Source organism: Phaeobacter sp. SYSU ZJ3003 (genome assembly GCF_041300735.1).
Taxonomy (GTDB): domain Bacteria; phylum Pseudomonadota; class Alphaproteobacteria; order Rhodobacterales; family Rhodobacteraceae; genus Phycobacter; species Phycobacter gallaeciensis_A.
The window spans coordinates 15,891-42,581 of sequence record NZ_PXNU01000048.1; the positions used below are offsets into that span (position 1 = coordinate 15,891).

Below are 26,691 nucleotides of genomic sequence, written 5' to 3' on the forward strand. Positions count from 1 at the left end.
ATCTGTAGCCTCGGGGATCTCTTTACATGTCAACTCTCTCTGACCCTCCACAGGACGGGTTCCGGCTGTCTATGTTGATCAACGATACCCGCTATCGTTCATTGACCTTTCAGGCGATTGCCGCGCTCCTGCTTGCACTTTCGATCTGGTATCTGGGGAATAACCTGATCCAGAACCTGCGCGCCGCGGGCCTCAACATCTCTTATGACTTTCTGGGCAATCCCGCCGGCTATGATATCAACCAGCGGCTTGTCGAATATGACAACCAGGACAGCCACGGGCGTGCCGCCCTTGTGGGCGTTCTGAATACGCTTCTGGTTGCTTTCCTTGCCTGCGTTACGGCGACGATTTTCGGCGTGATCGCCGGCGTTCTGCGCCTGTCCAACAACTGGCTCGTCTCCAAGCTGATGGCGGTCTACGTCGAGATCTTCCGCAACATTCCGGTTCTGATCTGGATCATCATCATCTTTACGATCATGACCGCCGTATTGCCGGGACCGCGGGCCTTCCGCGGTGACAATCCGGATTCGACGATGCTGCTGGATCTCTTCGCCTTCACCAACCGGGGTGTCTACATTCCGATGCCGTGGTTCGAGAGCGGTCTGTTTGCTTCCACCGCCCTCAATTGGGTTCTGGTGCTGGCGGTTCTGATCGGCTCGCTGTTCGTCACCCGCCGGATCGAGACCTGGGCGACCGCGAAACAGGAGGCCACCGGCGTGCGCCCCAAGACGCTGCTGATGGTGCTGGGCGTCTGGCTGGTGCCATTCATCCTGCTGATGCTCATCATGGGGCTGACCTGGGAAGTTCCCGCACTCAAAGGGTTCAACTTCCAGGGCGGTATCAAGATCGGCGGTCCGCTGATCGCACTGTGGTTCGCACTTTCGATCTACACCGGTGCCTTTATTGCAGAGAACGTGCGGGCAGGGATCCAGGCGATCTCCAAGGGCCAGACCGAAGCGGCGGCCGCGCTGGGACTGCGGCCCGGACGCATCATGAACCTGGTGATTCTGCCTCAGGCGCTGCGGGTGATCATTCCGCCGCTGATTTCGCAGTATCTCAACATCACCAAGAACTCCTCGCTGGCGATCGCCGTGGGCTATGCGGATATCACCGCGACCCTGGGCGGCATTACCCTCAACCAGACCGGACGCGCAATCGAATGCGTGCTCCTGTTGATGCTGTTCTATCTCACGGCATCGCTGGTCATCTCGATGGTGATGAACATCTACAACGCCTCCGTGAAGCTGAAGGAGCGCTAAGCCATGAGTGACAAGACAACCCATCAGATTGCCTTTGTCGCCGAAGGCACCATTCCGCCCTCACCGCCGCCTGCCAGTCAGGCTGGCGTGGTCAGGTGGCTGCGGGAAAATCTGTTCTCCAGCATTCCCAACGGGATCCTGACCCTTGTGGCGCTGACCCTGATCTACATGATCCTGCAGAACACCGTGCCCTGGCTGGTGAATGGCGTGTGGACGACCAACTCGCTGAATGAGTGCCGCGAGGTTCTGGATGGCAAGGTCGGGGCCTGTTTCTCGGTTCTGACCGAACGCTGGCACCAGCTTCTTTACGGGTTCAAATACCCGGCGGAGTTCTACTGGCGCCCGAACCTCGCGCTGGTTCTGCTGCTGGTGGCGATTGCGCCAGTGCTGTTCTTCGATCTGCCCCGCAAGATGCTGATCTTCACCGCGCTCTATCCCTTTATTGCCTTCTGGCTGATCTGGGGTGGCACAATCATGGCGCCGATCCTGGCCCTTCTGGGGTTCATCGTTGGCGGCGTGGTGTTCCAGATCTATGGACGGGGTTCCTTCGCCGCGGGCTTCTTTGGTGGCATTGCTGCAGCCCTGATCATTTGGTGGCTGGGCAGCTTGCTGATCCCCGAAGGGGCGTCGGACAATGCGATGCTGCCAGCGGTGCCTTCGCGTGATCTGGGGGGCTTCATGCTGAACCTGATGCTGGGTGTGACCTGCGTGTCGCTGTCCCTGCCGCTGGGCATTGCCCTGGCGCTGGGCCGTCAGTCTGACATGCCGCTGATCAAATGGATCTGCGTGGTCTTCATTGAGTTCGTGCGCGGTGTGCCGCTGATCACGCTGCTGTTCGTGGCGTCGGTGATGCTGGCCTATTTCTTCCCGCCTGATGCCACCGTGGACCTGTTCCTGCGTGTGGTCATCATGATCACCATGTTCTCCGCGGCCTATATCGCCGAGGTGATCCGTGGTGGTCTCGCGGCCCTGCCCAAGGGGCAGTATGAGGCGGCGGATTCGCTGGGGCTCGATTACCCGCAGGCAATGCGTCTGATCATCCTGCCGCAGGCGCTCAAGATCTCGATCCCGGGCATCGTCAACGTGGCCGTGGGCCTGTTCAAGGATACCACGCTGGTGTCGGTCATCTCGATGTTCGACCTAGTGGGTATGATCCGCGGACCGATCCTCGCTTCGACCGAATGGAATGGCGTCTACTGGGAGCTTCTGGGCTTCGCTGCCGCTCTGTTCTTTGTCGTCTGCTACGGCATCTCACAATACTCGCAATGGCTGGAACGCCGCCTTGCGACCGATCACCGATAAGGAGGCCAAGACATGACTGGCACTTCACAAATGCAGGTATCCGACAAAGTCGCGATCACCATTGACGGAATGAACAAGTGGTACGGGTCCTTTCACGTGCTGCGCGATATCAACCTGACGGTCTATGAAGGCGAACGGATCGTGATTTGCGGCCCGTCCGGCTCTGGTAAATCGACACTGATCCGCTGCATCAACGCGCTGGAAGAGCACCAGCAGGGGTCGATCACCGTGGATGGCACGCTGCTGTCGTCGGATCTGAAGAACATCGACAAGATCCGGTCCGAGGTTGGCATGTGCTTTCAGCACTTCAACCTGTTCCCGCATCTGACCATTCTGGAAAACTGCACGCTGGCGCCGATCTGGGTTCGTAAGACGCCCAAGAAGGAAGCCGAAGAGCGGGCGATGCATTTCCTTGAAAAGGTCAAGATCCCCGATCAGGCCAACAAGTTCCCGGGCCAGCTGTCCGGTGGTCAGCAGCAGCGTGTGGCGATCGCGCGCTCGCTTTGCATGATGCCGCGCATCATGCTGTTCGATGAGCCGACCTCGGCGCTTGACCCCGAGATGATCAAAGAGGTGCTCGACACCATGATCGAACTGGCGGAAGAGGGCATGACCATGCTTTGCGTGACCCACGAGATGGGGTTTGCCCGTCAGGTGGCGAACCGGGTTATCTTTATGGATGCGGGTCAGATCGTTGAGCAGAATGAGCCGGAGGCCTTCTTCAACAACCCGCAAAGCGAACGTACCCAGCTCTTCCTGAGCCAGATCCTGGGTCACTGATCTTCCCGATCATTGCGCCAATAAGAAACCCGCCGGATATTCCGGCGGGTTTTTCTTATTGTGGGGGCTCAGGCGCCCAGAAGTTCGCGTGGCACGATGAAATCCACCACCTTGCCGCTGCCCCAGGTCAGATCGCTCCAGCGGTCGATGTCAAAGCGGGCGATCAGCGTGGCGCCGGTGGGGTAGTCGTCAAATCGCGAATGGTCTGGCGGATGGCTTACGATGGCATGGGCAAATGCGGCAATGCCCGGGTTGTGGCACAGGATCATGGTTCGCGGATGTTCGGCCTGTTTCAGAACCTCAAAGATGATCTCCGGGCTGGCGTGGAACAGCCGCTCGGTAAAAACAGCCGGGGCGAAGAGATCCATCAACTGATAGGTTTCCCGCGTGCGCTGCGAAGAGGAAGAAAGCACCTGTCCCGGCAACTGATCGATGTCCCGCAGCCAGTCGCCCAATGCCTTGGCCGAGGCGCGGCCCCGTTTGTTCAGCGGGCGGGCATGGTCGCTGGGGGCGCTGGTGTCCCAGGCGGATTTGGCGTGGCGGGTCAGAATAAGTGTGCAGGTCATGTCTTGTGAAAATAGCTCATGTGATGGGCCGATTGCACCGGGTCGCGACTGGCCCCGTGGCTGAGGGGGCAGGCAAGCCGGGCAAGGCAGCCGTTTTCAAGGCAAGGAGCGCCCTCCGGGGTGTCCAGATGGCTGTGGCAGGCGGTAACACCGTAGGGGCCACCCGCCACCAACGCCTGCACCGGACAGGTGCTGAGGCAGGGTCTGGCCACGCAGCTGTCGCAGGGGGACTGCGCCAGAGGAGGCGGTGGTAGATCGATCTCCTGCTGCAAGTGAAGCGCTCCCCGGTACGAGATCATCATGCCAACCGTATCATGGACCAGCATGTGCGACGGGGATGTGAAAACCCGCCCCGAGGCCAGCGCCCAGTTGATGAAGGGCGTATAGGGCGGCCCGCCAAAGGGGTAGTGGGCGGTGGCTCCGGTATCTGTCGCCAAGGCGTCGATGATCCGCTCAGACCAGCGGTCCAGCGGATCGTCCGCAGCATCTCTGAACTCCGGCGCGCCGGTGATGCGGGTCCAGCATTCCGCCCCCAGAAGGCCTAGGAGGACCAGCGTACCGCCCTTCAGGTCCTGAACTGGGCTATGGCGCGGGTGTAGGGCGCCAAGCACAGCAAGGTCGCGGTGTTTGGCGGCGCGCTCGATCTCCTGATAGCTGGGTGCGGATGTCATAGGCTTCCCTGGGTGATGGTAGCCAAATGTAGCCTCTGGACCCGTGATCCCAAAGAAAAACCGCCCGGGGGAGGGGCGGTTTCAATACTGTCTTGATGTCACCCGTGCGGGTTAGGCCCGGATCATCGACCCGGCGCCATGATCGGTGAACAGCTCCAGCAGCACCGCATTCGGCACCCGTCCATCGACGATGGTGCAGGCCCGGACACCGTTTCGGACCGCTGACAGGGCGGTTTCCGTCTTCGGGATCATGCCGCCTGCGATGACGCCTGCCTTTGTCATTTCCTCGACATCAGCGGCCTTCAGCTCGGTAACCACTTCGCCGCTGGCGTTTTTCACGCCGGACACATCCGTCAGCAGCAGCAGGCGATCAGCGTTGAGGGATTCGGCAATCGCCCCGGCGGCGGTGTCGCCGTTGATGTTGAACGTCTCGCCGTTGCGGCCCGCTCCGATCGGAGCGATGACAGGAATGATGTCATTCTCGAACAGGTGGTGCAGCACCGCCGGATTCATTTCTACCGGTGTGCCGACGAATCCCAGATCCGGGTTGGTCTCTTCGCAGGTGATCAGATCCGCATCCTTGCCTGACAGGCCAACACCCATACCGCCCTGTGCATTGATCGCCTGCACGATGCGTTTGTTGACCAGACCGGACAGGACCATTTCGACCACTTCCATCGTGGCCTTGTCGGTGACCCGCTTGCCGTTGACGAACTCGGACTTGATCTGAAGCTTGTCCAGCATTGCGTTGATCATTGGACCGCCGCCATGCACGATGACCGGGTTCACTCCGACCTGTCGCATCAGCACGATATCGCGGGCAAAGGTTTCCATGGCCTCGTCGCTGCCCATGGCGTGTCCGCCGAGCTTGATCACGACGATGGCACCGTCATAGCGCTGCATATAGGGCAGGGCGCTCGACAGTGTCTCGGCGGTTGCAATCCAATCGCGGTTCATATCTTGCTTCTTCATGGCTGGGTCCCTCTGGCAAGTGGTGTTACGCGGTTCTGCGCCCTGTGCCAAGTGCGCCGTTGCAGCGCGGTGCGGGAATGATAGGGTCAGGCCGTAGAGCCCTCAGACCGGAACCCACCCAATGAGCCAGAAGACCCTTTTGCTGACCGGAGCCAGCCGCGGCATTGGCCATGCCACCGTGCGGCATTTCAATGCCGAAGGCTGGCGGGTGATCACCTGTTCCCGCCACCCGTTTCCGCAGGAATGCCCCTGGGGCGGCGGAGAAGAGAATCACGTGCAACTGGACCTGTCGGACCCCTCGGACACCATTAATGCGGTTGGGGTCATTCAGGAGCGTCTGAACGGGCGGCTGGATGCACTGGTCAATAATGCGGGGATTTCCCCCAAAGGGCCGGATGGCGAACGGCTGAACACGCTCGACACTGATCTGATGACATGGGGCAAGGTGTTCCACGTCAATTTCTTTGCCTCGGTGGTGCTGGCGCGGGGGTTGAAGGATGAACTGGCAGCCGCCAAGGGCTCCGTGGTCAACGTGACCTCAATCGCGGGCAGCCGGGTGCATCCCTTCGCTGGGGCGGCCTATGCCACGTCAAAGGCAGCCTTGGCAGCACTGACGCGGGAGATGGCGCATGACTTCGGCCCGCTCGGCGTGCGGGTCAATGCCATCGCGCCGGGAGAGGTGGAAACGGCAATCCTGTCACCGGGGACCGAACATATCGTGGAAAAACTGCCGATGCAGCGTCTGGGCCAGCCCGAGGAAGTCGCCTCTGCGATCTACTTCCTCTGCTCTGAAGGCAGCTCATATATCTCCGGGGCGGAGATCGAAGTGAACGGCGCCCAGCACGTCTGACGGGCGCCGAGCGGCTTAGTCGATGCCGGAGATGATCGAGCGCAGCGTGGCGATTCCCTCGCCCTTTTCCGAAGAGGTCATCACGATTTCAGGATAGGCCGCCGGGTGTTTGGACAGGGCACCACGCACCTGTTCCATCACCTTGTCCAGATCCTTCGCCTTGACCTTGTCGGCCTTGGTCATCACGCATTGGAAGGTGACCGCAGCACTGTCCAGCAGCGCCATGATCTCGTCGTCGACCTTCTTGATGCCGTGGCGGCTGTCGATCAGCACAAAGGCGCGGCGCAGGGTTTGACGCCCGCTGAGATAGCGTTTCAGCAGTTTCTGCCATTTTTCGACCACCGCCAGCGGTGCATTGGCATAGCCATAGCCCGGCAGGTCGACGAGGTAGAGATCGGGACCTTGGGTGAAATAGTTGATCTCTTGCGTGCGGCCTGGGGTGTTAGAGGCTCGCGCCAGCCCCTTGGTGCCGGTCAGCGCATTGATCAGGCTGGATTTGCCTACGTTGGAGCGGCCGGCAAAGCAGACCTCGACCCGGTCGGCTTCGGGCAGGCCCGACATGGCGACCACGCCTTTCAGGAATTCGGACTGGCCAGCAAAGAGTTTGCGGCCCTTTTCGGCGGTTGCCTCGTCGGGCGCTTCGGCCAGGGAAAATTGCATTTGCATCAGAGCACCTTTACCAGATCGCCAAGGCGGATAATTCCGCCGCGCACGACCTCTGCATAGACTGAAAAATCCTGATGGCCAAAGGCACTGTTCAGGGTCTTCAGCGTTTCGGCATCGCGTTCGCCGGTGGCCGGGTTGGCGGTTGTCGCCATGCAGCGGCGGGTGCGTTCGCGCACCGCAAAGACCGCTTCCCCGATCTGCACCTCACGGCCGAGCCATTCGTTTTCCACCCAGGGCGTGCCCAGATCGAACCAGATGTTGCCACGCCAGCGTTGTGGCGACAGCTCATGACCGATCGCCGCCTCGACCGCGCGGTGCGAGGCAAGGTTGCACAGCGACACCGAGGGGAAATCGGTGTCTGTCATGCCACGCCCCGGCACCCGAACGATATGCGCCGAGGCGGCGCGCTCTGCGGGCATCAGCGGGGCCACCCAATCAAGAAACCGGGGCAGGTCCTCTGCGGCGTCGGGGTCGAAGGTCAGTTCGCCCCGGCTGGGATGGCGCAGCGTGACGTGGCCGGTGGCCTCGTCGTAGCTGGCATCAATCGCCATCAGTTGCGGCGCCTTGGCGCCACGGCTGAAATTGGAACAGGGCACCCATGCGCTGCCATCGGCGGTAGAGGCCTCATGCGCCACCGCCCAAACACGATCGCCGGGCATGGTCTGCCCGGCGGTCAGTGTTACCGTTTCCAGCGCTTCCCGGCCGTGTGATTTGACCGGGTGGCGCCAGATCTCTGTAACGGTGTCTGTCATTTGTCTTCCGTCTTGGGTGCGCGTTTCATGCTGGATTTGATATTGCCAAACACGTCCGGTTTATACCCGTGGCTGCGCATGATCAGATACTGCTGCGTAAAGGTGATGGTGTTGTTCGCAATCCAGTAAACCACCAGACCCGAAGCAAAACCGCCAAGCATGAACATGAACACCCAAGGCATCCAGGCAAAGATCATCTTTTGCGTCGGATCGGTGGGCGCCGGATTCAGTTTCTGCTGCAGCCACATGGACACACCCAGAAGGATGGGCAGGATCCCGATGAACACGGTGGCAAAGATGGTTCCGGGCTCGGGGCCAGAGAACGGCAGCAGGCCGAAGAGGTTCATCAACGAGGTCGGATCGGGCGCGCTGAGGTCCTGGAAGGGACCAAAAAAGGCCGCGTGCCGCAGTTCCAGCGTGACGAAGATCACCTTGTAGAGCGAGAAGAAGATCGGGATCTGGATCAGGATCGGCAGGCAGCCCGCAGCGGGGTTCACCTTTTCCTTCTTGTAGAGCTCCATCATTTCTTTCTGGAGCTTCTGACGGTCGTCGCCTGCGCGCTCTTTCAGCTTTTCCATCTGCGGCTGAAGTTCCTTCATCTTCGCCATCGACGCATAGGATTTATATGCCAGCGGGAAGACCAGGATCTTGATGAAGATGGTGAGGCCGATAATGGACCAGCCCATGTTGCCGATCATCGCGTGCAGCCAGTGCAGGACGGCAAAGATCGGTTTGGTCAGGAAGAAGAACCAGCCCCAGTCGATGCTGTCGAGGAAGCCTTCGATGCCGTCTTTTTGGTAGCCACGGATGGTCGCCCATTCCTTGGCGCCGGAAAACAGCATGGTGGTGACTTCGCTGCTTTCGCCATCGGCGAGGGTCGCGGTCGGCAGCACGACGTCGGTCTGGTAGATCTCGCGCCGCTCGTCGTATTTCGCGATCGAGCGGAAGCCCTGACCGGGTTCGGGAATCAGCGTGGACATCCAGTAGTGGTCGGTGAAGCCGAGCCAGCCGTTGGATTCGACCTGCTTGACCTCGGCGCGCGATCCATCACGCGGATCGGGGTCGAAATCGGCCATGTCGCCATAGTCGATTTCCGCCAGCTCTCCGTCGGCCATGCCGACGACGCCTTCGTGCAGGATGAAGAAGTTTTTCAGATTCGCAGGTTCGCCGTGACGCGCCAGGGTGCCATAAGGGGCCAGGGCCACGGTGGCGCCGGTGGCGTTCTGAACCGATTGGGTGACCGAGAACAGATAATCCTCATCCACTGCGACGGTACGGGTAAAGGTCAGGCCCTTGCCGTTGTCCCAGGTCAGGGTCACCGGGCTGTCCGGTGTCAGAACCTGGCCTTCGTCCGCAGACCAGACGGTATTGGCGCCCGGAACATCGTCAAAGCCAAGCCCGGTGCCCGGTGCCCAGCCATAAAGCGCGTAAAAGGCATTGTCCTCGCCCACCGGGGACAGGACCCGCACGATGTCGGAGTCCTCTGCCAGCTCGACGTGGTAGTCTTTCAGCGCCAAATCATCGATCCGCCCACCCTGAAGCGAGATACTGCCCGCCAGGCGCGGGGTATCGATGGTCAGGCGCGGAGCGTCGGGGGCCTGGGCCTCTTCGCTGGGCTGGGTGCTGACTGCGGTATCGGGCTGGGCTGCGCCGGGCGCAGCTGCCGTGTCTCCCGCAGGAGCCGTTTCATTCGCCACGGTTTCCGGAGCAGGCTCCGGTTCCGGCGGCGGGAAAAAGCTGTACCACCCAAGGATCACCAGGAAACTGAGTGCTGTTGCGAGAATGAGATTCTTGTTCTGATCGTCCATTGGGGACCGCCACCTCGTGCATGGAATGACAGGGTGTGGTTCAACAGAGGTGGACCCCAAAGGTCAAGCGGAATCCGGGAAAACAGGGGCGGCATTCCGCCCCCGGCGCCGGGAAATCCAAAAAATCAGGGGTTTTGCCGTCCAATGGCCGGTGCGTCCTGCAGTTTGGACTGATGCGCGGTGATCCAGTCCAGAGTCTGGTCAAAGGGCATCGGGCGGCCGATGCCAAAGCCCTGAACATGGTCACAGCCCAGTTGCGACAGCAGCGCGTGCTCGCCCACGGTTTCAACGCCTTCGGCCAGGGTTTCCAGGTCCAGACGTTCGGCCATGGTCAGGATCGCAGCAATCAGTTTCTGCTGCTCCGGATCGCGGTCCGATTTCATCACGAAAGAGCGGTCGATCTTGATCCGGGAGATATTGAAGCGCCGCACCGCCGAGATCGAGGCATGGCCGGTACCGAAATCATCCAGCTCAATCCGGCAGCCCATGGCGCTCAGCGCTGCGATATTACGGGTCACCACATCGTCGGGCTGGTCCGTCATGACGGTTTCCAGAATTTCGACCGACAGGCGGTCCGACGACAGGCCAAAGCGTTCCAGTTCCCAGCGGATATTGTCGGCAAGGCCGGGGTTGCGCAGCTCCTGGGTGGCAAAGTTCACCCCGACAGAGGGAACCTCCACACCAGCCGCGTCCCATGCCTTGATGGCGGTGAGAGAGTGGAACAGCATGACCTGGCTCAGCCGCTCCATCAGCCCGGCTTCTTCCAGCGCGGGCAGGAAAGTATGCGGCGGGATCAGGCCGCGGACCGGATGCATCCAGCGGGCCAGCGCCTCAAACCCGGACACTCGTCCGGTATCCGTTGAGATCTGGGGCTGGAACCAGGGCATGATCTGACCGGTTTCCAGCGCCTCGGCAACTTCGTCGCGCAGATTACAGCGCGCTTTGGTGCGGTGATAGATATCTGCGGAATAGACCCGGATGCCCGAGGGGCCATTTTGCTGCGCCTCGGCCAGCGCGGTGGCGGCGGCAGCGACCCAGTCGGAAGGTTTGGTGCCCGGCGCACGGCTGCGCAGGCAGAACCCGATGGAGCAGGAGATATAAACCGATGTGCCATCAAGCGAGATCGGTTCTTCGACCGAGGCCTGCATGCGGCCGGACAGCTGCACGCAGGATTCCAGGTCCAGCTGCAACACGGGTGTCAGGCAGATGCCGAATTTGCTGTCGCCGATCCGTGCCACGATATCCTTATTTCGCAGGGTGCTGGCGATGCGGTCGCCGCAACGCTGCATGATCTGATCGCCGGCTTCCTGACCGTAGCGATCCACCACGTTTTTGTAATCGTCGATTTCGATGATGTAGATCACCGAGCGCAGCCCGGTATCAGAGGTGTCCTCGAACACGTCGCGCACACCCAGTTCGAACCCTTCGCGCAGCATCATGCCGGTGATGCTATCCCGGGGTGTGCCGCGATTACGTGAGCGGTCAAAGCCGCCAAGGGCTGCGAAGAGAATGGGAAGGCCGAGGGCCACCCAAAGCAGCGCAGCCTCGCCGCCAATCCAGAAGGTCGCCAGTGTCAGGGCAGGCAGAAACGCCAAGACAGGAGGCGTGAACAACGCAGGAGCGATCTTTCTCCGGATGTGCGTCAGCAGACCTGAATTGAGTTTTGGCATGAGCGGACCTTTCACCTTCTGCACAGGGGTGCATGCAAAGACTATGATCCGCTTCTAACTGCGGAGTTAACGCAATACGGGAATCTTGTCCAAATCTTCTGTTTCTGATGGGTTTTTCACGCTCAACCCTACAAAATCGAACAGTTTCGGGTCAAGAAGATGCGAAGGACGTGCATTCATCAGGGCCCGGAACATAACCTGGCGGCGCCCGGGGCTGTTTGATTCCCACTGATCCAGGATCTGTTTGACCTGCTGGCGTTGCAGGCCGTCCTGGCTTCCGCACAGGTCGCAGGGGATGATCGGGTAGTTCATCGCCTTGGCAAATTTCTCGCAATCCGCCTCGGCCACATGGGCCAGGGGGCGGAACAGGAAGAGGTCGCCCTCTTCATTGACCAGCTTGGGCGGCATGGTAGCCAGTCGCCCGCCATGAAACAGGTTCATGAAGAACGTCTCAAGGATGTCATCGCGGTGATGCCCCAGCACAACTGCGGAGCAGCCTTCCTCGCGCGCGATCCTATAAAGGTTACCCCGGCGCAGGCGGGAGCACAGGGCGCAATAGGTCCGCCCCTGTGGCACCTTGTCGACGACGATACTGTAGGTGTCCTGATATTCGATGCGGTGCGGAACGCCCATCTTTTCAAGGAATTCCGGCAGAACCGTTGCCGGAAAACCGGGCTGACCCTGATCCAGATTGCAGGCCAGAAGGTCCACCGGCAACAGCCCACGCCATTTCAGTTCATATAGAACCGCAAGCAGGGTGTAGCTGTCCTTGCCGCCGGACAGGCAGACCAGCCAGCGCGGCGTGGTGCCGTCCGTGCGTCGTTCCACCATGCCGTATTGATCAATCGCTTCGCGGGCATAGCGGACTATGCGTTTGCGCAGCTTCTTGAATTCGGTGGTGGAGGGCGCACCGGCAAAGAGCGGATGGATTTCGTCCAGATCATCATCAAGCATGACGGCCCCGTAGCCTGTCAAAACGGCTTTGCCAAGAAAAAAGCGGGGCACAAGGTTTTGAGCCGAGAGTGCCTGTCGTGGGCGCTGGGTGGGGAATAGCAGCCCCTTAACCCTGTGACTTGCTCTTTTGTTCGGTCTCGTGCTGTGGATCGCTGCCCGGTACCGGATCGTAGCCATCTCCGCCCAAGGGATGGCAGCGGCCGATTCGCCGCAGAGACAGCCATGTTCCCTTTACTGCGCCGTGTTTTTCCAGCGATTCCAGCGCATAGGCCGAGCAGGTGGGTTGATACCGGCAGTTAAAACCGACCCAGGGACTGAAGATCAGCCGATAGGCGCGCACGGGCAGGGCAAGGATGCGGGCAAAGAAGGTCATGTTGATCAAGATAGGAAGCAGGTTGGGCCCGGGGAAGGCCCCGCAGACAGGATCAGCCGTGAATCTTCTTCAGGGCGTAGATCAGGTCGCGTTTCAGTTCTTCGAACGGGCGCTGGGCGGTTTCATTGGCGCGGCCAATGAGCACGTAATCCCAGCCGGGGCGACCGTGACTGGGCAGAATCATCCGAGCCACCTCGCGCAGTCGGCGTTTGGCCCGGTTGCGGGCAACGGCATTGCCGACCTTTTTTGAGCAGGTGAAGCCAACGCGAATGCCGCCGGTATCCCGGCGGTTGCGACCCTGGACCATCATGCCCTTGCTGCCCTGACGACGCGCGCGCGCAGCCGCAAGAAACTCGCGGCGCTTGGTCAACACCTCAATCCCTTGCGGGGATTCGGCGCCATCTGGACAAACGGAAACCGCCGAAGGCGTGTCCCGGTCGTCGGCAGAGCCGTCTTTGGGGGCCTTCGGCGGTGTCATACCGTCAACGCGGATCAAGCAGTGAGCGCGGTTTATGCGCTCAGCTCTTTCCGGCCACGTGCGCGGCGTGCGTTCAGGATCTTGCGGCCTGCCTTGGTGGCCATGCGCGCACGGAAGCCGTGGCGGCGTTTGCGAACCAGGTTCGAAGGCTGATAGGTGCGTTTCATCGCTCCGGTCTCCACATTGTATCTACGGGCAGGGCGCGGAATCGCCTCCCGGGGTCAAATCTCGAAGCCCGGTCATTAGAAGGGATCGGGCGGCAAGTCAAACCCATTGGCCGGTGTTTTCGCCGCTTTTCGTCCCCTCATGCAATATTTATGTCAAAATTCGGGGGGCTGCGGCGCTGTCGTGTCACGAAAACCGGTGGGATTGTTACAGAGCGCGCATGTGGGCCAGTGGATTTCTCACGAAAAATGTCCGGTGATCAAGCGCCCGTGAACTGCTATGCGTCAGGCTCGTGCCGGGGCCATATCGATCATAGAAAAATGCACCGGAGCAGCAAAAGGCGCCGGGGCAGGCGGATCAAGGGGGGCGGACCTCCCCCGGTGTCCGTGCCCTGCCGAACAGCCAAGACATGGGTGAGAGCAAGATGACAGACCTCAAAAAGCCGGGCATCGCGCGGCACCTGCCTTTGATTATCGTGGCTGTGGTCGCGGTGATCGGAGCCGTGACGCTGAAGGATTACCTTACCTTCGACACGCTTCGGGACAATCGGGAGGCGCTGTTGCAGTTCCGTGATGAGAATCTGATCGGCCTCGCGGCGGTTTTTGCGGCCGTTTACATCGTCATGGTCGTGTTTTCGCTGCCCGGCGCCGCTGTTGCTTCGGTGACCGGCGGGTTCCTGTTCGGCCTTGCCACCGGGACTACGCTCAATGTGGTCTCGGCCACCATCGGTGCAGCAGGCATCTTTCTGGCGGCGCGCTGGGGGCTGGGCGAAACACTCTCGGCCCGCTTCGAAGCCGCCGAAGGACGCGTGCAAATGTTAAAACAGGCGCTGCGGGAAAACGAGATTGAGGTGCTCCTGCTGTTACGCCTTGTTCCGGCGGTACCGTTTTTCGTGGCTAATCTGCTGCCCGCCATGGTCGGGGTGAAGTTCGGAAACTTCCTGTGGACGACGGCGGTGGGAATCATCCCCGGCGCCATCGTCTTTACCTGGATCGGTGTTGGTGTCGGCGCCGTGTTCGACCGAGGCGAGGATCCCGACCTGTCGCTCCTGTGGGAGCCGCATGTGATCGGCCCGATTCTGGGGCTCTGTGTGCTGGCGGCCATGCCAATCATCGTCAAATCGCTGCGCCGCAAGGGTGCAGGCAAAACGCCGGAGGCATGATCATGCAGCGTATTAAATGTGATCTGCTGGTCATCGGGGCCGGGTCAGGTGGCTTGTCTGTCGCGGCCGGGGCCAGCCAGATGGGCGCCGATGTGGTCCTTCTGGAGGGGCACAAGATGGGCGGCGATTGCCTCAACTACGGTTGCGTACCTTCAAAGGCGCTGCTGGCCAGCGCCAAGGCGGCCTATGGCGCCGCGCATTCCGCGGCCTTCGGGGTGGCTGATCAGGTGCCGCAGGCGGATTACGCGGCGGCCAAGGATCATGTTCAGGATGTGATCGACACCATTGCACCGGTCGACAGTCAGGAGCGGTTCGAAGGGTTCGGGGTGCGGGTGATCCGTGCGCTCGGGCGGTTTATTTCTCCGCGCGAGGTGGAGGCGGGCGATCACGTCATCACCGCGCGGCGGATTGTCATCGCCACGGGATCGTCGCCGCTGGTGCCGCCAATCCCCGGGCTGGATCAGGTGCCTTATGAGACCAACGAGACCCTGTTTGATCTGCGCGAGCGCCCAGATCATCTGCTGATCATCGGCGGTGGCCCCATCGGTCTGGAAATGGCGCAGGCGCATGTGCGTTTGGGCAGCAAGGTGACGGTGATCGAAGGTGACACCGCGCTGGCAAAGGATGATCCTGAGGCCGCAACCCTGGTGCTGGATCATCTGCGCGCCGAAGGCGTTGAGATTGCCGAACAGGCCCTGGCCAGTGAGATTCGCGGCGCGGCGGGGGCTATTGAAGTTGAAGCAAAGGATGGCCGCATCTTCAAAGGTACGCATCTGTTGGTGGCGGTCGGGCGCAAGACCAATACGGAGCGGCTAAACCTGGACGTAGCGGGGATCGAGACCACGCGCTCGGGGATCAAGGTCGATGACAGCCTGCGCACTACCAATCGCCGCGTCTATGCCATCGGTGACGTGGCCGGGGGGCTGCAGTTTACCCATGTGGCGGGATATCATGCCGGGGTGATCATCCGCTCTGTCCTGTTCGGGCTGCCGTCAAAGGCAAAGACCGCCCATATTCCCTGGGCCACCTATACGGACCCGGAACTGGCGCAGGTCGGCCTGACCGAAGCAGAGGCGCGGAAGAAACACGGCAGCCAGCTGGAGATCGCGCGGTTTGATTTCAGCCACAACGACCGCGCCCTTGCCGAGCGCAAGGCGAAGGGTTTCATCAAGGCGATGGTGGTCAAGGGCCGTCCGGTGGGGGTCACGATTGTCGGCCATCAGGCAGGCGAACTGATCAACCTCTGGTCGCTTGTTCTGGCCAATAATATGAAGATGAGCCAGGTCGCGGCCATGGTCTCGCCCTATCCGACGATTGGTGAGGTTAACAAACGGGTCGCGGGGGCCTATTTCTCTCCTCGTCTATTTGATAATCCCAAGGTTGAACGCGTGGTCCGGTTCGTACAGCGCTGGATCCCCTAAGCCGGAAGGGGCGAAATGCTGAATACGCTGTCGGGCAGATTTCTGGTTCTGACCACGGTCTTTGTAATGCTGGCCGAGGTGCTGATCTTCGTGCCCTCCATTTCCCGGTTTCGGCTGGATTACCTGTCGGACCGTCTGGAGCGGGCGCAGCTCGCCTCGCTGGCGCTTCTGGCGGACGACATGCTGGATTCGGAGCTGGAGAAGGAGCTTCTGGCGAATGCGGGAGTCTTCAACGTGGTCCTGCGCCGGGACGAGATGCGCCAGCTGGTGCTGTCCTCGCCGATTCCGCAGCCGATCGAAGGTACCTTTGATCTGCGCATGGCCGGGCCGTTCACACTGATTTCCGATGCGATGACGCGTATGGTGACGCCCGGAAACCGCATTATCCGGGTCATTGGCGCGCCGGTGCGAGATGCCGGGCTGCTGATCGAAATCACCATGGAGACCGCGCCCCTGCGGTCGGCGATGATCGATTATGGCGTTCGTATTCTGATCCTGTCGGCGGTGATCTCGGTCTTTACGGCGCTTTTGCTGTTCATGGCGGTGCGGGTGTTCCTGGTGCGCCCGATCAAGGGCGTTGTGGGCTATATGCAGCGCTATGCAGCCGCGCCCGAGGATGCGCGGGGAATCATCCAGCCAAACGCAGGCGTAACTGAACTGCGCGAAGCCGAAGAGGCGCTGATGAAGCTGCAGACCGAGCTGACCCACGCGCTGAAGCAGAAAGAACGGCTGGCGCAGCTGGGCGGAGCGGTGGCCAAGGTCAGCCACGATCTGCGCAATATCCTGACCTCGGCGCAGCTGTTCACCGACCGCATCGAAACCAGCGAGGATCCACTGGTGCGCAGGCTGGCGCCCAAGCTGGTGAATTCCATCACAAGGGCCGTTTCGCTGTGCGAAGGCACGCTGGCCTTTGGCCGTGCCGAAGAACCCGCGCCAACATTTGCTTTCGTCTCCTTGCATGAGATCGCCTGTGACGTCGCCGAAAGCGAGACCCTGGCGGCCAGCGGTGGAGAGGTCGAGATCGTGGCCTCGGTCCCGGCTGGACTGACTGTGCGGGCAGATCAGGAGCAGCTCTACCGGATCGTGATGAACCTGGTGCGCAACGCCCGCCAGGCCATTGCCGCGACCGGAAAGCCGGGGCAGGTCAAAATCACCGCCAGCGAAGAGGATGACGCCTGGATAATCCGGATCACCGATACCGGGCCGGGGCTGCCAAAAAAGGCGCAGGACAACCTGTTCACCCCGTTCCAGGGTGGCGCGCGCAAGGGGGGCAGTGGCCTTGGCCTTGCCATCGCGCAGGAATTGGCGCGGGGCCATGGCGGCGCCGTTTACATGCGTCAGACTGGCCCGGAGGGCACGGTTTTTGAGATCTGCCTGCCCAAAGGAGACGGAGCGTTTTAAGTCGCTCACGCGCCCGTGCGGGTGCGCTGAAACTAATTTCGTTTTTGGGGTTGCGCCTATCTGCGGGTCACATTAAACCCCGCCACCAGTGGACCGATAGCTCAGCTGGATAGAGTACTTGACTACGAATCAAGGGGTCGGGGGTTCGAATCCTCCTCGGTCCGCCACTACCTGAAACACTGAAAATGGTGTGGACGGCGCAGGTTAGACGAATGGTAAATCCGCATTCGTCTGGGAGCCTTAAATCCCGCAGCAGTGGACCGATAGCTCAGCTGGATAGAGTACTTGACTACGAATCAAGGGGTCGGGGGTTCGAATCCTCCTCGGTCCGCCACTGCTTCTCTTCTCCCCTTTACTTTGTTCCGGTGTGGCAGAGACGTCCTGTCGCAGTGGAGCGGGCATGCCGCATTTTCCCGTCGGCATCTATCCCGTCGAAGCGTGAGCTATTCTTTTGCACCGCGGATTTTCTGCAAGCGTTAAAGTTTAGATAGAGATTTCCGGATAGTTTGAGCTTTCAGTACACAACCAATCCAACTCATCGCGGAGCGCTGGAGTGTTTTTTAAAGGTAGGACGCGGGCAGCGCCCGAAAGATCGGAAATGGATCGCGTGCTCGTGGATATGATCGAGCGAACTCAGGCGGTTATCCAGTTCAAAGCTGACGGAACCATCATCTCTGCGAACGAGAATTTTCTTTCGTTGCTGGGATACCAGCTCGACGAGATTGTCGGCAAAAACCATGCCATGTTCGTGGATTCGAAATTTGCAGCAAGCGGGGACTATGCACAGTTCTGGACGGCGCTGCGAGCCGGGCGCAGTATGTCGGATCAATATCCCCGGCTTGCCAAGGATGGGTCGGTGGTGTGGATCCAGGCGACCTATGCACCTGTGGTTGGTGCCGATGGTGTGACCGAAAAGGTCATCAAGGTTGCAACCGATGTCACCGCCCGCCGCCGTGCCCTCCAGGAGGTTGCCGCCGGACTTCAGGCGTTGAGCGAGGGAGATCTGCGTCAGCGGGTCAATGTGCGCAGCTCGGAAGACACGGTGGTAATCGCCAAGGCCTTCAATCGCTCCATGGAACAGCTGGAAAAGGCCGTTAACACGGTCAAGAATGTGTCCTTCGCGGTGGAGCAGACCGCATCCGAGATCAGTCAGTCGTCCACCGATCTGTCGCATCGCACCGAAAGCCAGGCAGCCACGCTGGAGCAGACGGCGGCGGCTTTGGAACAGCTGACATCGACCGTGCGCGCTGCTGCTGAAGGCGCGCGCAAGGTCGAGGAAATTGTTGGCAACACGCAGTCTGTCGCCGTGCAGAGTGAGCGGGTTGTATCCGATGCCATTGGCGCCATGTCCGCGATCGAAAACTCATCCGAGCGGATCGCCAAGATCATCACTGTGATTGACGAGATCGCCTTCCAGACCAACCTTCTGGCGCTGAATGCGGGGGTTGAGGCCGCCCGTGCCGGAGACGCAGGGCGTGGGTTTGCTGTTGTTGCCGCAGAGGTCCGGGCGCTGGCGCAAAGGTCGGCGACGGCGGCGGGTGAAATCAAACAACTGATCGACGAGAGCAAGGACAACGTCGGCACTGGCGTCGATCTGGTTGGCCGCAGCGGCGAGGAACTGAAGCGAATCGTCGATGCGGTGGGGACGATCTCCGGTCACATTTCCGAGATCGCCACCGGCGCTTCAGAGCAGTCCACCACTCTGGTCGAGATCAGCGCCGGCGTTTCGCAGCTGGATCAGGTGACCCAGCAGAACGCGGCCATGGTGGAGCAGACGACGGCCGCGACACAGATTCTGTCCAACGATGCGTCGCATCTGATGCAAGAGGTGCAGTCCTTCAAGACGCGTCCTGATATCGGCATGGAAACCAAGGGTGAGAGCTCTGGGAAAGGCCCCTCGGCCAAGGCTTCCGCCCCCCGGCCAAGGCCAGCCGCGCCGGTTGCGGTCGGGAACGCCGCCACGGCTGAGGCTGTGCGCTGGGAAGATTTCTGAACCCTCTGATCGACACGCGCCGCCTTGTCTTGGCTGGTACGGAGATGTCTCCTGTTATGGGGGCGGGGGTGCCCTCGCGGGGGCCTGATCCCCGGCGAGGATTGAAACTGCTGTGTTGACACTCCCGCCCTGCGCCGCAACGTTTGCGCGCAAAACAGGGGGCATGAATGACTTCGCACGTAGCTTCGGATTTCCCAATGATCCGCACGGTCGGCCTGACGGGTATGCTGGTGACCTTTGCCGATGCATTGAGTGAGCCTTCGAACCGGGCGACACTTGCCTTTCGTCAGCGACTTGAGGCGCTGGGCCTTGATGGCGTGCTTGAAACGGCAACCTCGCTGGCCTCGGTCTATATCCGTTTCGATCCCGCGATCCTTGATCATCACAGGCTACAGGCCCGGCTTGAGGAAGAGCTGAGTACCCGGGATTGGTATCAGCAGGCGCTGCCGCCCGGGCGCAGGTTCTGGCGGGTCCCCACCGTCTATGGCACCGATCTGGCGCCGCAACTGGCAGAGGCCGCCGATGCTGCGGGGATGAGCGAGGCGCAGGCCATCGACAGTCTGGGATCGGCGCGGGTGCGGGTTCTGACCATCGGCTTTGCGCCGGGGCAGCCTTATCTGGGTCCGCTGGGTCCTGAATGGGATCTACCGCGCCAGACCGAGCTGACGCCGATGGTGCCGCGCGGGGCGCTGGTTCTGGCGATCCGTCAGTTCGTGTTGTTTTCTTCTGCCACACCGACGGGTTGGCGCCATGTCGGGCAGACGGGTTTCATGATCTTCCGCCCCGAATCCGAAGCACCCTTTGCGCTGCAGGCGGGCGATGAGTTGCAGTTCGAACCGGTCTCGCGCGCTGATTTCCTGAAATTGCGAGAGAGTGATGCAGCCATGGGCGGCGCCATCGCAGAGGAGATCCCGGCATGAACGCGCTGAAAGTGCTGAAAATCGGCCCGGCGGCCTCGGTGCAGGACGGCGGGCGTCCGGGTCTACTGGATCAAGGTGTGTCGCGCGGCGGCGCTGCGGATGTGCTGGCGTTGGCTGAGGGCGCTGCCTTGCTGCGGCAGGATCCGGGGCTGGCCGCGCTGGAAATGGGCGGCATGGGCGGCACTTTCGAAGCAACAGCGCCCCTGCGCATTGCCCTGACCGGGGCACCGATGGCCGCGACGCTGGATGGGGCGGCGTTGGCGTGGAACGCCAGCCACCGGATTGAGGCTGGACAGCGGCTGGACATCGGCCCGGCCCGGCGCGGTGTTTATGGCTATCTGCACCTAGGGGGCGGTATCGATACGGAGCCGGTGCTTGGCTCCCGCTCCGCCCATGTGGCGGCGGGGCTGGGCCGGGCAGTCGCCGTGGGTGATCTGTTGCCTGCCGGATCGGACGGGCCTGCCGAAACGGGGCTGACCCTTGCTGCAGAAGACCGGTTTCAGGGCGGCGAGCTACGCATCGTGGAGAGTTTCCAGAGCGCGCTGTTCCCACCCGATGTGCGCAACCGCTTCGCGGAGACAGAGTTCACTCGCGGCAGCCGGGCCAACCGGATGGGGGTTGAGATGCTGTCGGACGGGGAGGGCTTTGCGGCTGCCGGGCAGCTCAACATCCTGTCCGAAGTGATCGTGCCCGGTGATGTGCAGATGACCGGCGACGGTAAACCCTTCGTGCTGCTGCGTGAGGCCCAGACCACTGGCGGATATCCCCGGATCGGGACAGTCCTGCCTTGCGATCTGCCCAAGGTGGCCCAGGCACAGGCGGGCGCGTCGATACGGTTCCGCTGGGTCTCGCTGGAGGAGGGGTTGCAGATTCAGGACGCATATGACCGGGCGCTGCGCGCCTTGCCGGGCGATTGCCATCCTCTGCTGCGGGATCCCGCAGATATTCAGGACCTTCTGTCCTATCAACTTGTCAGCGGTGCGGTCTCTGCTTTGGCCGACCCCTTTGCCACTGGAGGCGATACATGAGCAAAACTGTCGATCTGAACGCGGATATGGGCGAAAGCTTTGGCCCGTGGAATATGGGTGATGACCAAGCGCTGCTGGACGTGGTGTCCTCTGCCAATATTGCCTGTGGGTTCCATGCCGGCGATCCGGATGTGATGGCGCGTACCATGGGGCTGGCCCGCGACAATGGCGTCGGAATCGGCGCGCACCCCGGTTTTCCGGATCTGCAGGGTTTTGGCCGCCGCCGGATGCATGTGCCGCATGAAACGCTGGCCAATCTGGTACGCTATCAGCTGGGTGCAGCGCGCGGCATGGCGGCGGCGCTGGGCACCGAAGTGCGGCACCTGAAACTGCACGGCGCCCTGTCCAACATGGCCTGCACCGACTACGATATGGCGCGGGCTTGCTATCAGGCGGCACTGGAGGTGGATCCGGACATCATCGTCATGGTGCTAGCGGCCACGGCCATGGAAGAGGTGGTGCGGGATCTGGGCTGCAACTGGTGTGGCGAGATCTTCGCGGACCGCGCCTATAACGACGATGGCACCCTGGTTGATCGCAGTCAGCCGGGTGCGGTGATCCATGATCCGGAACTGGCCGGTCCGCGCATGCTGCAGATGGTCACGGAAGGCGCGATCATCACCGAAAGCGGCAAGCGTATCCCGACCGCCATCGACACGATCTGCCTGCACGGGGACACACCGACGGCGGTGTCTCTGGCCCGCGCGGTGCGCGCCAGCTTGACCGAAGGCGGAGTGGATGTCCGCCGTTTCGACGGCCGCACGGGCTGATCCGTCGCTTGGCTGTCGGCCTGATAAGAAGTGGAGAGCTGCGTTACCTAGCGCGTCTCTCATTATTGTTCTTAAATTATTCAGTGACTTAAGTGGATTTTATGTGAAATTGGATATTGGCTGCTACCGATAGGCCTGTACCTGCGGTATAGACTGCGCAGCTTTTTCATTCACAGCAGGATCCGGTGTTATGGCGATGCGTTTCTTCTCTACTCGTGACCGGCCCGTTCATCTGGGGCCTTTCCCGCTTGAGCGGCTGGCGCGGGGCAGGATGCCGGATCTCACTGCGGTGCCTCCGTTTCAGCCGCTGACCTTCAGCCGCCCGGATCTGCCGGGGTCGATCGTCAACGCCATGGGCGATTATCAGGCGATGATGGACGCCATCCGGGATGGACTGGTCAACAAGGTGCAGGCAGGCTGCCCGGAGGATCCCCAGGTGCGGGCAGATCATATCAAGGCGTTTGGCTATTTTGCTGATGCTGCGATGGTCGGGATCGGCCCGGTGCCACAGTCGGCGCATCTGCAGCAACCCTATCGCAATCCGGATATCGACCGGCTGGCCCATGATCTGAAGACCAAGCAGACCAAGACGCTGGCTTCGGGCATTGATATGATCATGGCGGATCTGCGCGATGCCATGCAGGCGCCGCCCAGTGGGATCGGCGGGCATACCCGTGCGATCACCTTCCTTTACGAGATGCCGCGCGACCCGCATCCGGGTGAGGATGGCTGCGACTGGCTGCACGATGCGGAACATCACCGCGCCTGCCTGCGGGCCAGCGAAACCGCCGTGGTGCTGGCCAATTACATTCGCCTTCTGGGCTGGGACGCCAAGGCGCATACCGGCACTTCTGCAGATGTTGATCTCAATCAGTTGGCTGTGTCTGCGGGGCTGGCAACGGTGAAGGGCTCCCGTTTGCAGAATCCCTATCTGGGGGATCGCTTTGGCCTTGCGGTGGTGACCACCGATTTCGATCTTGCGATGGATCGTCCGCTGGCGCCAGAAGACCAGCAGCCGGGCCTTTCTACCAAGGGGCCGAAATGGTGGCTGGGCGTTGGTTCGGAACGTTCGGCGCTGAATGGGGATCCCTTTGCGGCGCGGGATTTCAAGGATGGGCCGCATCCCTTTGAAACCCTGAAGCGGGTCGATACGCCGACCACCTATATCGACGAGGCGCGCGTCGCCCGCGTTCCCAAACGCGCCGACATGTTTGCCCGCAGCCAGTTCGGTGACATGGGCAAGGCAAATCAGAAGGCCGCGACCGGTGGGCTGTATGCGCGCAAGGCGGCGCCATCGATGGCACAGCGGCGGATGCTGGGGGCCTTTGTCCTTTTGCAGGATGGTGAACCCGCGCGAGGACCGCGCCCCGTGGATGCAGAGCGCAACGCCGCCAACGTAAAGGCGGCCAGTTACTGGCTGGGGATCGACGCGGTCGGCATCAGCCGCTGCCCCGACTGGACCTGGTACAGCCATGACGCGACCGGCACGCCCATCGTGCCCGACCACGATCAGGCGATCAGCATGATCGTCGATCAGGGGTTTGACACTACCGAGGGCACATCGGGTGATGACTGGATCGCGGTGGCGCAATCCATGCGGGCCTATCTGCGGTTTTCCCTGCTGGGCGGGGTGATCGCGCGGCAGATCCGCAACCTTGGCTACAAGGCCAAGGCACACACCGTGATGGATGGCGAAGTCCTGCAACCGCCGCTTTTGCTGCTGTCGGGGCTGGGGGAAGTCAGTCGCATTGGCGAGGTGATCCTGAATCCCTTCCTTGGCCCGCGCCTGAAATCCGGGGTGGTGACCACCGATATGCCGCTGGCGCATGACAAGCCGATCGACTTTGGCCTGCAGTCCTTTTGCGAGAGCTGCAACAAATGCGCCCGCGAATGCCCCTCGGGGGCGATCACGGCCGGACCCAAGCTGATGTTCAACGGCTATGAGATCTGGAAAAGCGACAGCCAGAAATGCACCACATATCGGATCACCACGCCGGGCGGCGCCATGTGCGGGCGCTGCATGAAGACCTGTCCGTGGAATCTTGAGGGGATCTTTGCCGAAAAACCCTTCCGCTGGGCGGCGATGAAGCTGCCCAAGGCGGCGCCTGCGCTGGCGAAACTGGACGATGCGCTCGGCAATGGCGAGATGAACCCGGCCAAGAAATGGTGGTGGGATCTGGAGCTGGAAGAGGACGGTGGCTATCGCCCGACTCGTCACCCGGTCAATGCCCGCGGTCTGCAAAAGGATCTCGATCTGAAGTACGAGGATCAGACTCTTGCGGTCTATCCCGCGCCGCTGGCGCCGCACCCCTGGCCCTATCCGTTCCCGATGGACCGGGAGGCCGGGATCGAGGCCTATCAGGCGATGGTCACCGCCGAAGAATATCGATCCCGCCGGGCGCGCGGGGAAACCGGGGCCTGGGATCACATCTATTCCAACGACGCGGACAGTCCCGTGCTGCAGGTGATCGTCTCCAAGGTCGAAGATATGAGCGCCGATGTCAACAAGTATGAATTCCGCAGCCCCGATGGCAGCGACCTGCCGGAATGGACCGCCGGAGCGCATCTCGACATCGTCGTGGCGCCGGAATTCCTGCGGCAATACTCCATGTCGGGCGATCCCGCCGACCGGTCAAAGTATCAGATCGGTGTTCTGCGCGAGGATGCCGGGCGGGGCGGCTCTAAACTGCTGCACAGGATCTTTACCGAAGGTCGCCGGATCTTCATTTCAAAGCCGATCAACCATTTCCCGTTGGAGGAGGGCGCTGCGAAGTCCTTCCTGATGGGCGGCGGCATCGGCGTCACCCCGATGATCGCGATGGCGCATCGTCTGCATGCGCTGGGCCGCCCGTTCGAGCTGCACTATTCCATAAGCGACCGCGCAGCGGCGGGATATCTGCCCGATCTTGCGCAGGCGCCTTGGGCGGATCGCGTCCATGTGCATGTCTCGAAGGAAGGCACCCGGGCCGATCTTGATCAGGTTCTGGCGGGCTATCAGGCAGGGTACCACGTCTACACCTGCGGCCCGGATCGCTACATGCAGGGGGTGCTTGAGGCCGCCGAGCGCCAGGGCTTTCCCGAGGAGGCGCGGCATCTGGAGTATTTCTCGGTCCCCGAGGTGCCCGAGTATGAAAACCACCCCTTCACACTGCGCCTGCGCAAGTCTGGGCGGGATCTGCACGTCCCGGCGGACAAAAGTGCGACCGATGTGCTGGCAGAGGCCGGGATCGGCGTCGATGTGAAATGTGCCGACGGGATCTGCGGGGTCTGCAAATGTGACCTCCTTTCCGGAGAGGTCGAGCACCGGGATTTCGTCTTGTCCAAGGCGCAGCGCAAAGGCGCGGTCATCCTGTGCCAATCGCGCGCAGCACAAAAGGACGGCACCATCGAGGTCGACCTGTAAGGGAAAGAGCGAAAGGGCAGGGCTAGCCTCTGCCCTTAGTCTCCGCGGGGCGGAAACCAATCCGGCAGATGCACCCGGCTGTCAAATCGCAGGCTCTTGCTGCGCAGGACCGAGATCCCCTCGTCCCGCACCGGCGATTGCAACGCGTCCCAGGCCGCTGCCTCTGCTTTCTCCCATGGCGACAGTGGCAGATCGGCAAGGGCCGCGTATTGCGCTGCCATTTCCTGATGTGCTTGCTTCCAGGCCTTGCCGGGGGTCCCGCTGCCTTCTGCGCCTGCAACTTCGGTTCGGATGTCGGCCATCTCGGTCGCCGCCTGCCGGTTGGCGAACTTCAGATGCGCAAGATAGACACCGTGTGGCATGCAATAGGGGAACTCCGCCAGCCGCCTTGGCCGCACCTGTACCCCGTGGCGCCGCAGGTCATGCGGCTGACGCACGGCCCAGGCCTTGCTGTAATGCCCGGAGAACACACCTTGATAGAGAGGCGAGCCGGATGCCTCATCTGGTGCAAAGACATTCACCCCAAGGGCAAAGATGGCGCTGGCCTCTTGTGCGGCCAGCATCTTCGGCAGAGAGGACCAGAGTTGCGGGTCGACGCAGATCAGCTCATCCGCATCGGTCCGGATCACCCAGTCGTAGATCTCCAGCAGGCCGCGCTGAATTCCGTTCAGAAGACGCCCGCGCCAATGATCGAACCCTTGCAACCGGTCCCGAGGGATCGTGATGACCGATGCCGCCGGGCAAATCTCCTGCACCACCGGGTCCGGCCCATGGGCGACGACAAAGAGATTCTCAGCCCCCAGGGCGCCGGAATAATGCCGGTACCACTGGCGCAAAGCCCAGTAGTCCTTGTGCACCATGGTGATTGCAGCTGCTTTCATGCCTGCACTATGCGCATTCGGTCCCGCTTGGCCAAGTGGATCCTCGCGCCACGCCGCAGAGGCAACTGCGGCGGTAGGGGAGGGGGGGAATATCCTCCGACGTCGCCGCCAGACTGCAGACGATGGTCCGTCGGTTGTTAGCAGAACCGCCGACGCGGAGGATTCGACTGTTTTGCGACGGATATCAGTCCGAGTCGCTGCCGCGAGTCGCGGGTGTCTTGTGGTCTCATTGTGGCATTCGTCTAGATGTGGGGTTTTGTCGCGATTGAGTCTTTCCGCGCGCCCGTCTGCTGGGCAGGCATGGGGCGGCTCCTGCCAGTTCTTTGGCGCGATGGCTTCACTTAACTCATTGTATTTGCCTGTTATTTCACCTTTCTTCCTGAAAAATGTGTTTTTGTTGATTTTGGGGTTGCGGGTATTTGGAGTTGGGACTAGAACCCCCTTCA

The 26,691-nt window shown here is 61.4% G+C and carries 25 protein-coding genes and 2 tRNA genes; 15 read left to right on the top strand and 12 right to left on the bottom strand.

Annotated elements, in window-relative coordinates; genetic code table 11:
• The first annotated feature begins 26 nt into the window (after positions 1-26).
• Genes C6W91_RS16535 through C6W91_RS16545 form a run of 3 tightly spaced genes read left to right on the top strand, consistent with a single transcriptional unit; the run spans position 27 to position 3,341 of the window.
• The gene (locus C6W91_RS16535; RefSeq protein ID WP_065271438.1) at positions 27-1,259 is read left to right on the top strand and encodes an amino acid ABC transporter permease; all 1,233 of its coding nucleotides are present in this window, start codon (positions 27-29) and stop codon (positions 1,257-1,259) included.
• A 3-nt stretch (positions 1,260-1,262) separates the two neighbouring features.
• Positions 1,263-2,561 carry an amino acid ABC transporter permease gene (locus C6W91_RS16540; protein ID WP_274834283.1) on the top strand — a complete coding sequence of 433 codons (1,299 nt, stop codon included), beginning with the start codon at positions 1,263-1,265 and terminating at the stop codon, positions 2,559-2,561.
• 30 nt (positions 2,562-2,591) lie between these two features.
• Positions 2,592-3,341 (top strand): amino acid ABC transporter ATP-binding protein, encoded by a 750-nt coding sequence (locus C6W91_RS16545; RefSeq protein ID WP_082996035.1) that lies wholly within the window; start codon positions 2,592-2,594, stop codon positions 3,339-3,341.
• Between the two features lie 68 nt (positions 3,342-3,409).
• On the opposite strand, the gene C6W91_RS16550 is transcribed toward C6W91_RS16545, so the two are convergent.
• The 3 genes from C6W91_RS16550 to argB all read right to left on the bottom strand — a co-directional run bounded on the left by C6W91_RS16550 (position 3,410) and on the right by argB (position 5,550).
• On the bottom strand, positions 3,410-3,907 hold the full coding sequence (locus C6W91_RS16550) for a histidine phosphatase family protein (protein ID WP_065271435.1): 498 nt from the start codon (positions 3,905-3,907) through the stop codon (positions 3,410-3,412).
• Positions 3,904-4,578, bottom strand: coding sequence for a ferredoxin (locus C6W91_RS16555; RefSeq protein WP_274840201.1), 675 nt, complete (start codon positions 4,576-4,578; stop codon positions 3,904-3,906). Before C6W91_RS16555 ends, C6W91_RS16550 begins: the two co-directional genes overlap by 4 nt.
• Before the next feature lie 111 nt (positions 4,579-4,689).
• Positions 4,690-5,550 carry an acetylglutamate kinase gene (argB, locus tag C6W91_RS16560; RefSeq protein ID WP_065271433.1) on the bottom strand — a complete coding sequence of 287 codons (861 nt, stop codon included), beginning with the start codon at positions 5,548-5,550 and terminating at the stop codon, positions 4,690-4,692.
• Positions 5,551-5,671: 121 nt separating this feature from the next.
• On the opposite strand from argB, the gene C6W91_RS16565 reads away from it, so the two are divergent.
• A complete protein-coding gene (locus C6W91_RS16565; RefSeq protein ID WP_065271432.1) occupies positions 5,672-6,400 on the top strand; it encodes an SDR family NAD(P)-dependent oxidoreductase in 729 nt (242 codons plus the stop codon).
• Between the two features lie 15 nt (positions 6,401-6,415).
• Here the strand turns inward: C6W91_RS16565 and yihA are convergent, their stop codons facing one another.
• From yihA to rpmH, 8 genes are all read right to left on the bottom strand, one after another.
• The gene (gene yihA / locus C6W91_RS16570) at positions 6,416-7,066 is read right to left on the bottom strand and encodes a ribosome biogenesis GTP-binding protein YihA/YsxC (protein WP_274836224.1); all 651 of its coding nucleotides are present in this window, start codon (positions 7,064-7,066) and stop codon (positions 6,416-6,418) included.
• The gene (locus tag C6W91_RS16575; RefSeq protein ID WP_274840202.1) at positions 7,066-7,818 is read right to left on the bottom strand and encodes an MOSC domain-containing protein; all 753 of its coding nucleotides are present in this window, start codon (positions 7,816-7,818) and stop codon (positions 7,066-7,068) included. The genes yihA and C6W91_RS16575 overlap by 1 nt, the downstream gene beginning before the upstream one ends.
• Complete coding sequence (yidC, locus tag C6W91_RS16580; protein ID WP_065271429.1) at positions 7,815-9,626, bottom strand: membrane protein insertase YidC; 1,812 nt, start codon at positions 9,624-9,626, stop codon at positions 7,815-7,817. The genes C6W91_RS16575 and yidC overlap by 4 nt, the downstream gene beginning before the upstream one ends.
• Positions 9,627-9,751: 125 nt before the next feature.
• Positions 9,752-11,296, bottom strand: coding sequence for a bifunctional diguanylate cyclase/phosphodiesterase (locus tag C6W91_RS16585; protein ID WP_065273587.1), 1,545 nt, complete (start codon positions 11,294-11,296; stop codon positions 9,752-9,754).
• A gap of 66 nt (positions 11,297-11,362) precedes the next feature.
• On the bottom strand, positions 11,363-12,250 hold the full coding sequence (gene ttcA, locus C6W91_RS16590) for a tRNA 2-thiocytidine(32) synthetase TtcA (protein ID WP_065271428.1): 888 nt from the start codon (positions 12,248-12,250) through the stop codon (positions 11,363-11,365).
• 106 nt (positions 12,251-12,356) lie between these two features.
• On the bottom strand, positions 12,357-12,623 hold the full coding sequence (gene yidD / locus C6W91_RS16595; protein WP_065271427.1) for a membrane protein insertion efficiency factor YidD: 267 nt from the start codon (positions 12,621-12,623) through the stop codon (positions 12,357-12,359).
• A gap of 52 nt (positions 12,624-12,675) precedes the next feature.
• The gene (gene rnpA / locus C6W91_RS16600) at positions 12,676-13,101 is read right to left on the bottom strand and encodes a ribonuclease P protein component (protein ID WP_065271426.1); all 426 of its coding nucleotides are present in this window, start codon (positions 13,099-13,101) and stop codon (positions 12,676-12,678) included.
• Positions 13,102-13,133: 32 nt separating this feature from the next.
• Positions 13,134-13,268, bottom strand: coding sequence for a 50S ribosomal protein L34 (gene rpmH, locus C6W91_RS16605; RefSeq protein WP_008554144.1), 135 nt, complete (start codon positions 13,266-13,268; stop codon positions 13,134-13,136).
• Between the two features lie 422 nt (positions 13,269-13,690).
• Between rpmH and C6W91_RS16610 the strand changes: the two genes are divergently transcribed.
• The 10 genes from C6W91_RS16610 to C6W91_RS16655 all read left to right on the top strand — a co-directional run bounded on the left by C6W91_RS16610 (position 13,691) and on the right by C6W91_RS16655 (position 25,364).
• Positions 13,691-14,428: a VTT domain-containing protein gene (locus tag C6W91_RS16610; protein WP_335645307.1), complete on the top strand. Its 738-nt coding sequence runs from the start codon at positions 13,691-13,693 to the stop codon at positions 14,426-14,428.
• 2 nt (positions 14,429-14,430) lie between these two features.
• The gene (locus C6W91_RS16615) at positions 14,431-15,849 is read left to right on the top strand and encodes an NAD(P)/FAD-dependent oxidoreductase (protein WP_065271424.1); all 1,419 of its coding nucleotides are present in this window, start codon (positions 14,431-14,433) and stop codon (positions 15,847-15,849) included.
• Positions 15,850-15,864: 15 nt separating this feature from the next.
• On the top strand, positions 15,865-17,250 hold the full coding sequence (locus tag C6W91_RS16620) for a HAMP domain-containing sensor histidine kinase (protein WP_065271423.1): 1,386 nt from the start codon (positions 15,865-15,867) through the stop codon (positions 17,248-17,250).
• A gap of 90 nt (positions 17,251-17,340) precedes the next feature.
• Positions 17,341-17,417 (top strand) — tRNA-Arg (locus C6W91_RS16625).
• Positions 17,418-17,507: 90 nt separating this feature from the next.
• Positions 17,508-17,584: transfer RNA gene (locus C6W91_RS16630), tRNA-Arg, on the top strand.
• A 219-nt stretch (positions 17,585-17,803) separates the two neighbouring features.
• Positions 17,804-19,243: a methyl-accepting chemotaxis protein gene (locus C6W91_RS16635; protein WP_370571141.1), complete on the top strand. Its 1,440-nt coding sequence runs from the start codon at positions 17,804-17,806 to the stop codon at positions 19,241-19,243.
• Between the two features lie 167 nt (positions 19,244-19,410).
• On the top strand, positions 19,411-20,163 hold the full coding sequence (locus tag C6W91_RS16640; RefSeq protein WP_065271421.1) for an allophanate hydrolase subunit 1: 753 nt from the start codon (positions 19,411-19,413) through the stop codon (positions 20,161-20,163).
• Entirely contained in the window at positions 20,160-21,191 is a 1,032-nt protein-coding gene (locus C6W91_RS16645) for a biotin-dependent carboxyltransferase family protein (RefSeq protein ID WP_274840362.1), read from the top strand. The genes C6W91_RS16640 and C6W91_RS16645 overlap by 4 nt, the downstream gene beginning before the upstream one ends.
• Positions 21,188-21,961 carry a LamB/YcsF family protein gene (locus tag C6W91_RS16650; protein ID WP_065271419.1) on the top strand — a complete coding sequence of 258 codons (774 nt, stop codon included), beginning with the start codon at positions 21,188-21,190 and terminating at the stop codon, positions 21,959-21,961. Before C6W91_RS16645 ends, C6W91_RS16650 begins: the two co-directional genes overlap by 4 nt.
• A 190-nt stretch (positions 21,962-22,151) precedes the next feature.
• Entirely contained in the window at positions 22,152-25,364 is a 3,213-nt protein-coding gene (locus C6W91_RS16655) for a 2Fe-2S iron-sulfur cluster-binding protein (protein ID WP_274840363.1), read from the top strand.
• A gap of 35 nt (positions 25,365-25,399) precedes the next feature.
• Here C6W91_RS16655 and C6W91_RS16660 read toward each other — a convergent pair whose 3' ends face one another.
• Positions 25,400-26,245: a glycosyltransferase family 2 protein gene (locus tag C6W91_RS16660; protein ID WP_065271417.1), complete on the bottom strand. Its 846-nt coding sequence runs from the start codon at positions 26,243-26,245 to the stop codon at positions 25,400-25,402.
• Between the two features lie 265 nt (positions 26,246-26,510).
• Here C6W91_RS16660 and C6W91_RS16665 point away from each other — a divergent pair.
• The coding region (locus C6W91_RS16665; protein WP_370571142.1) for a hypothetical protein at positions 26,511-26,691 on the top strand (181 nt) is incomplete at its 3' end.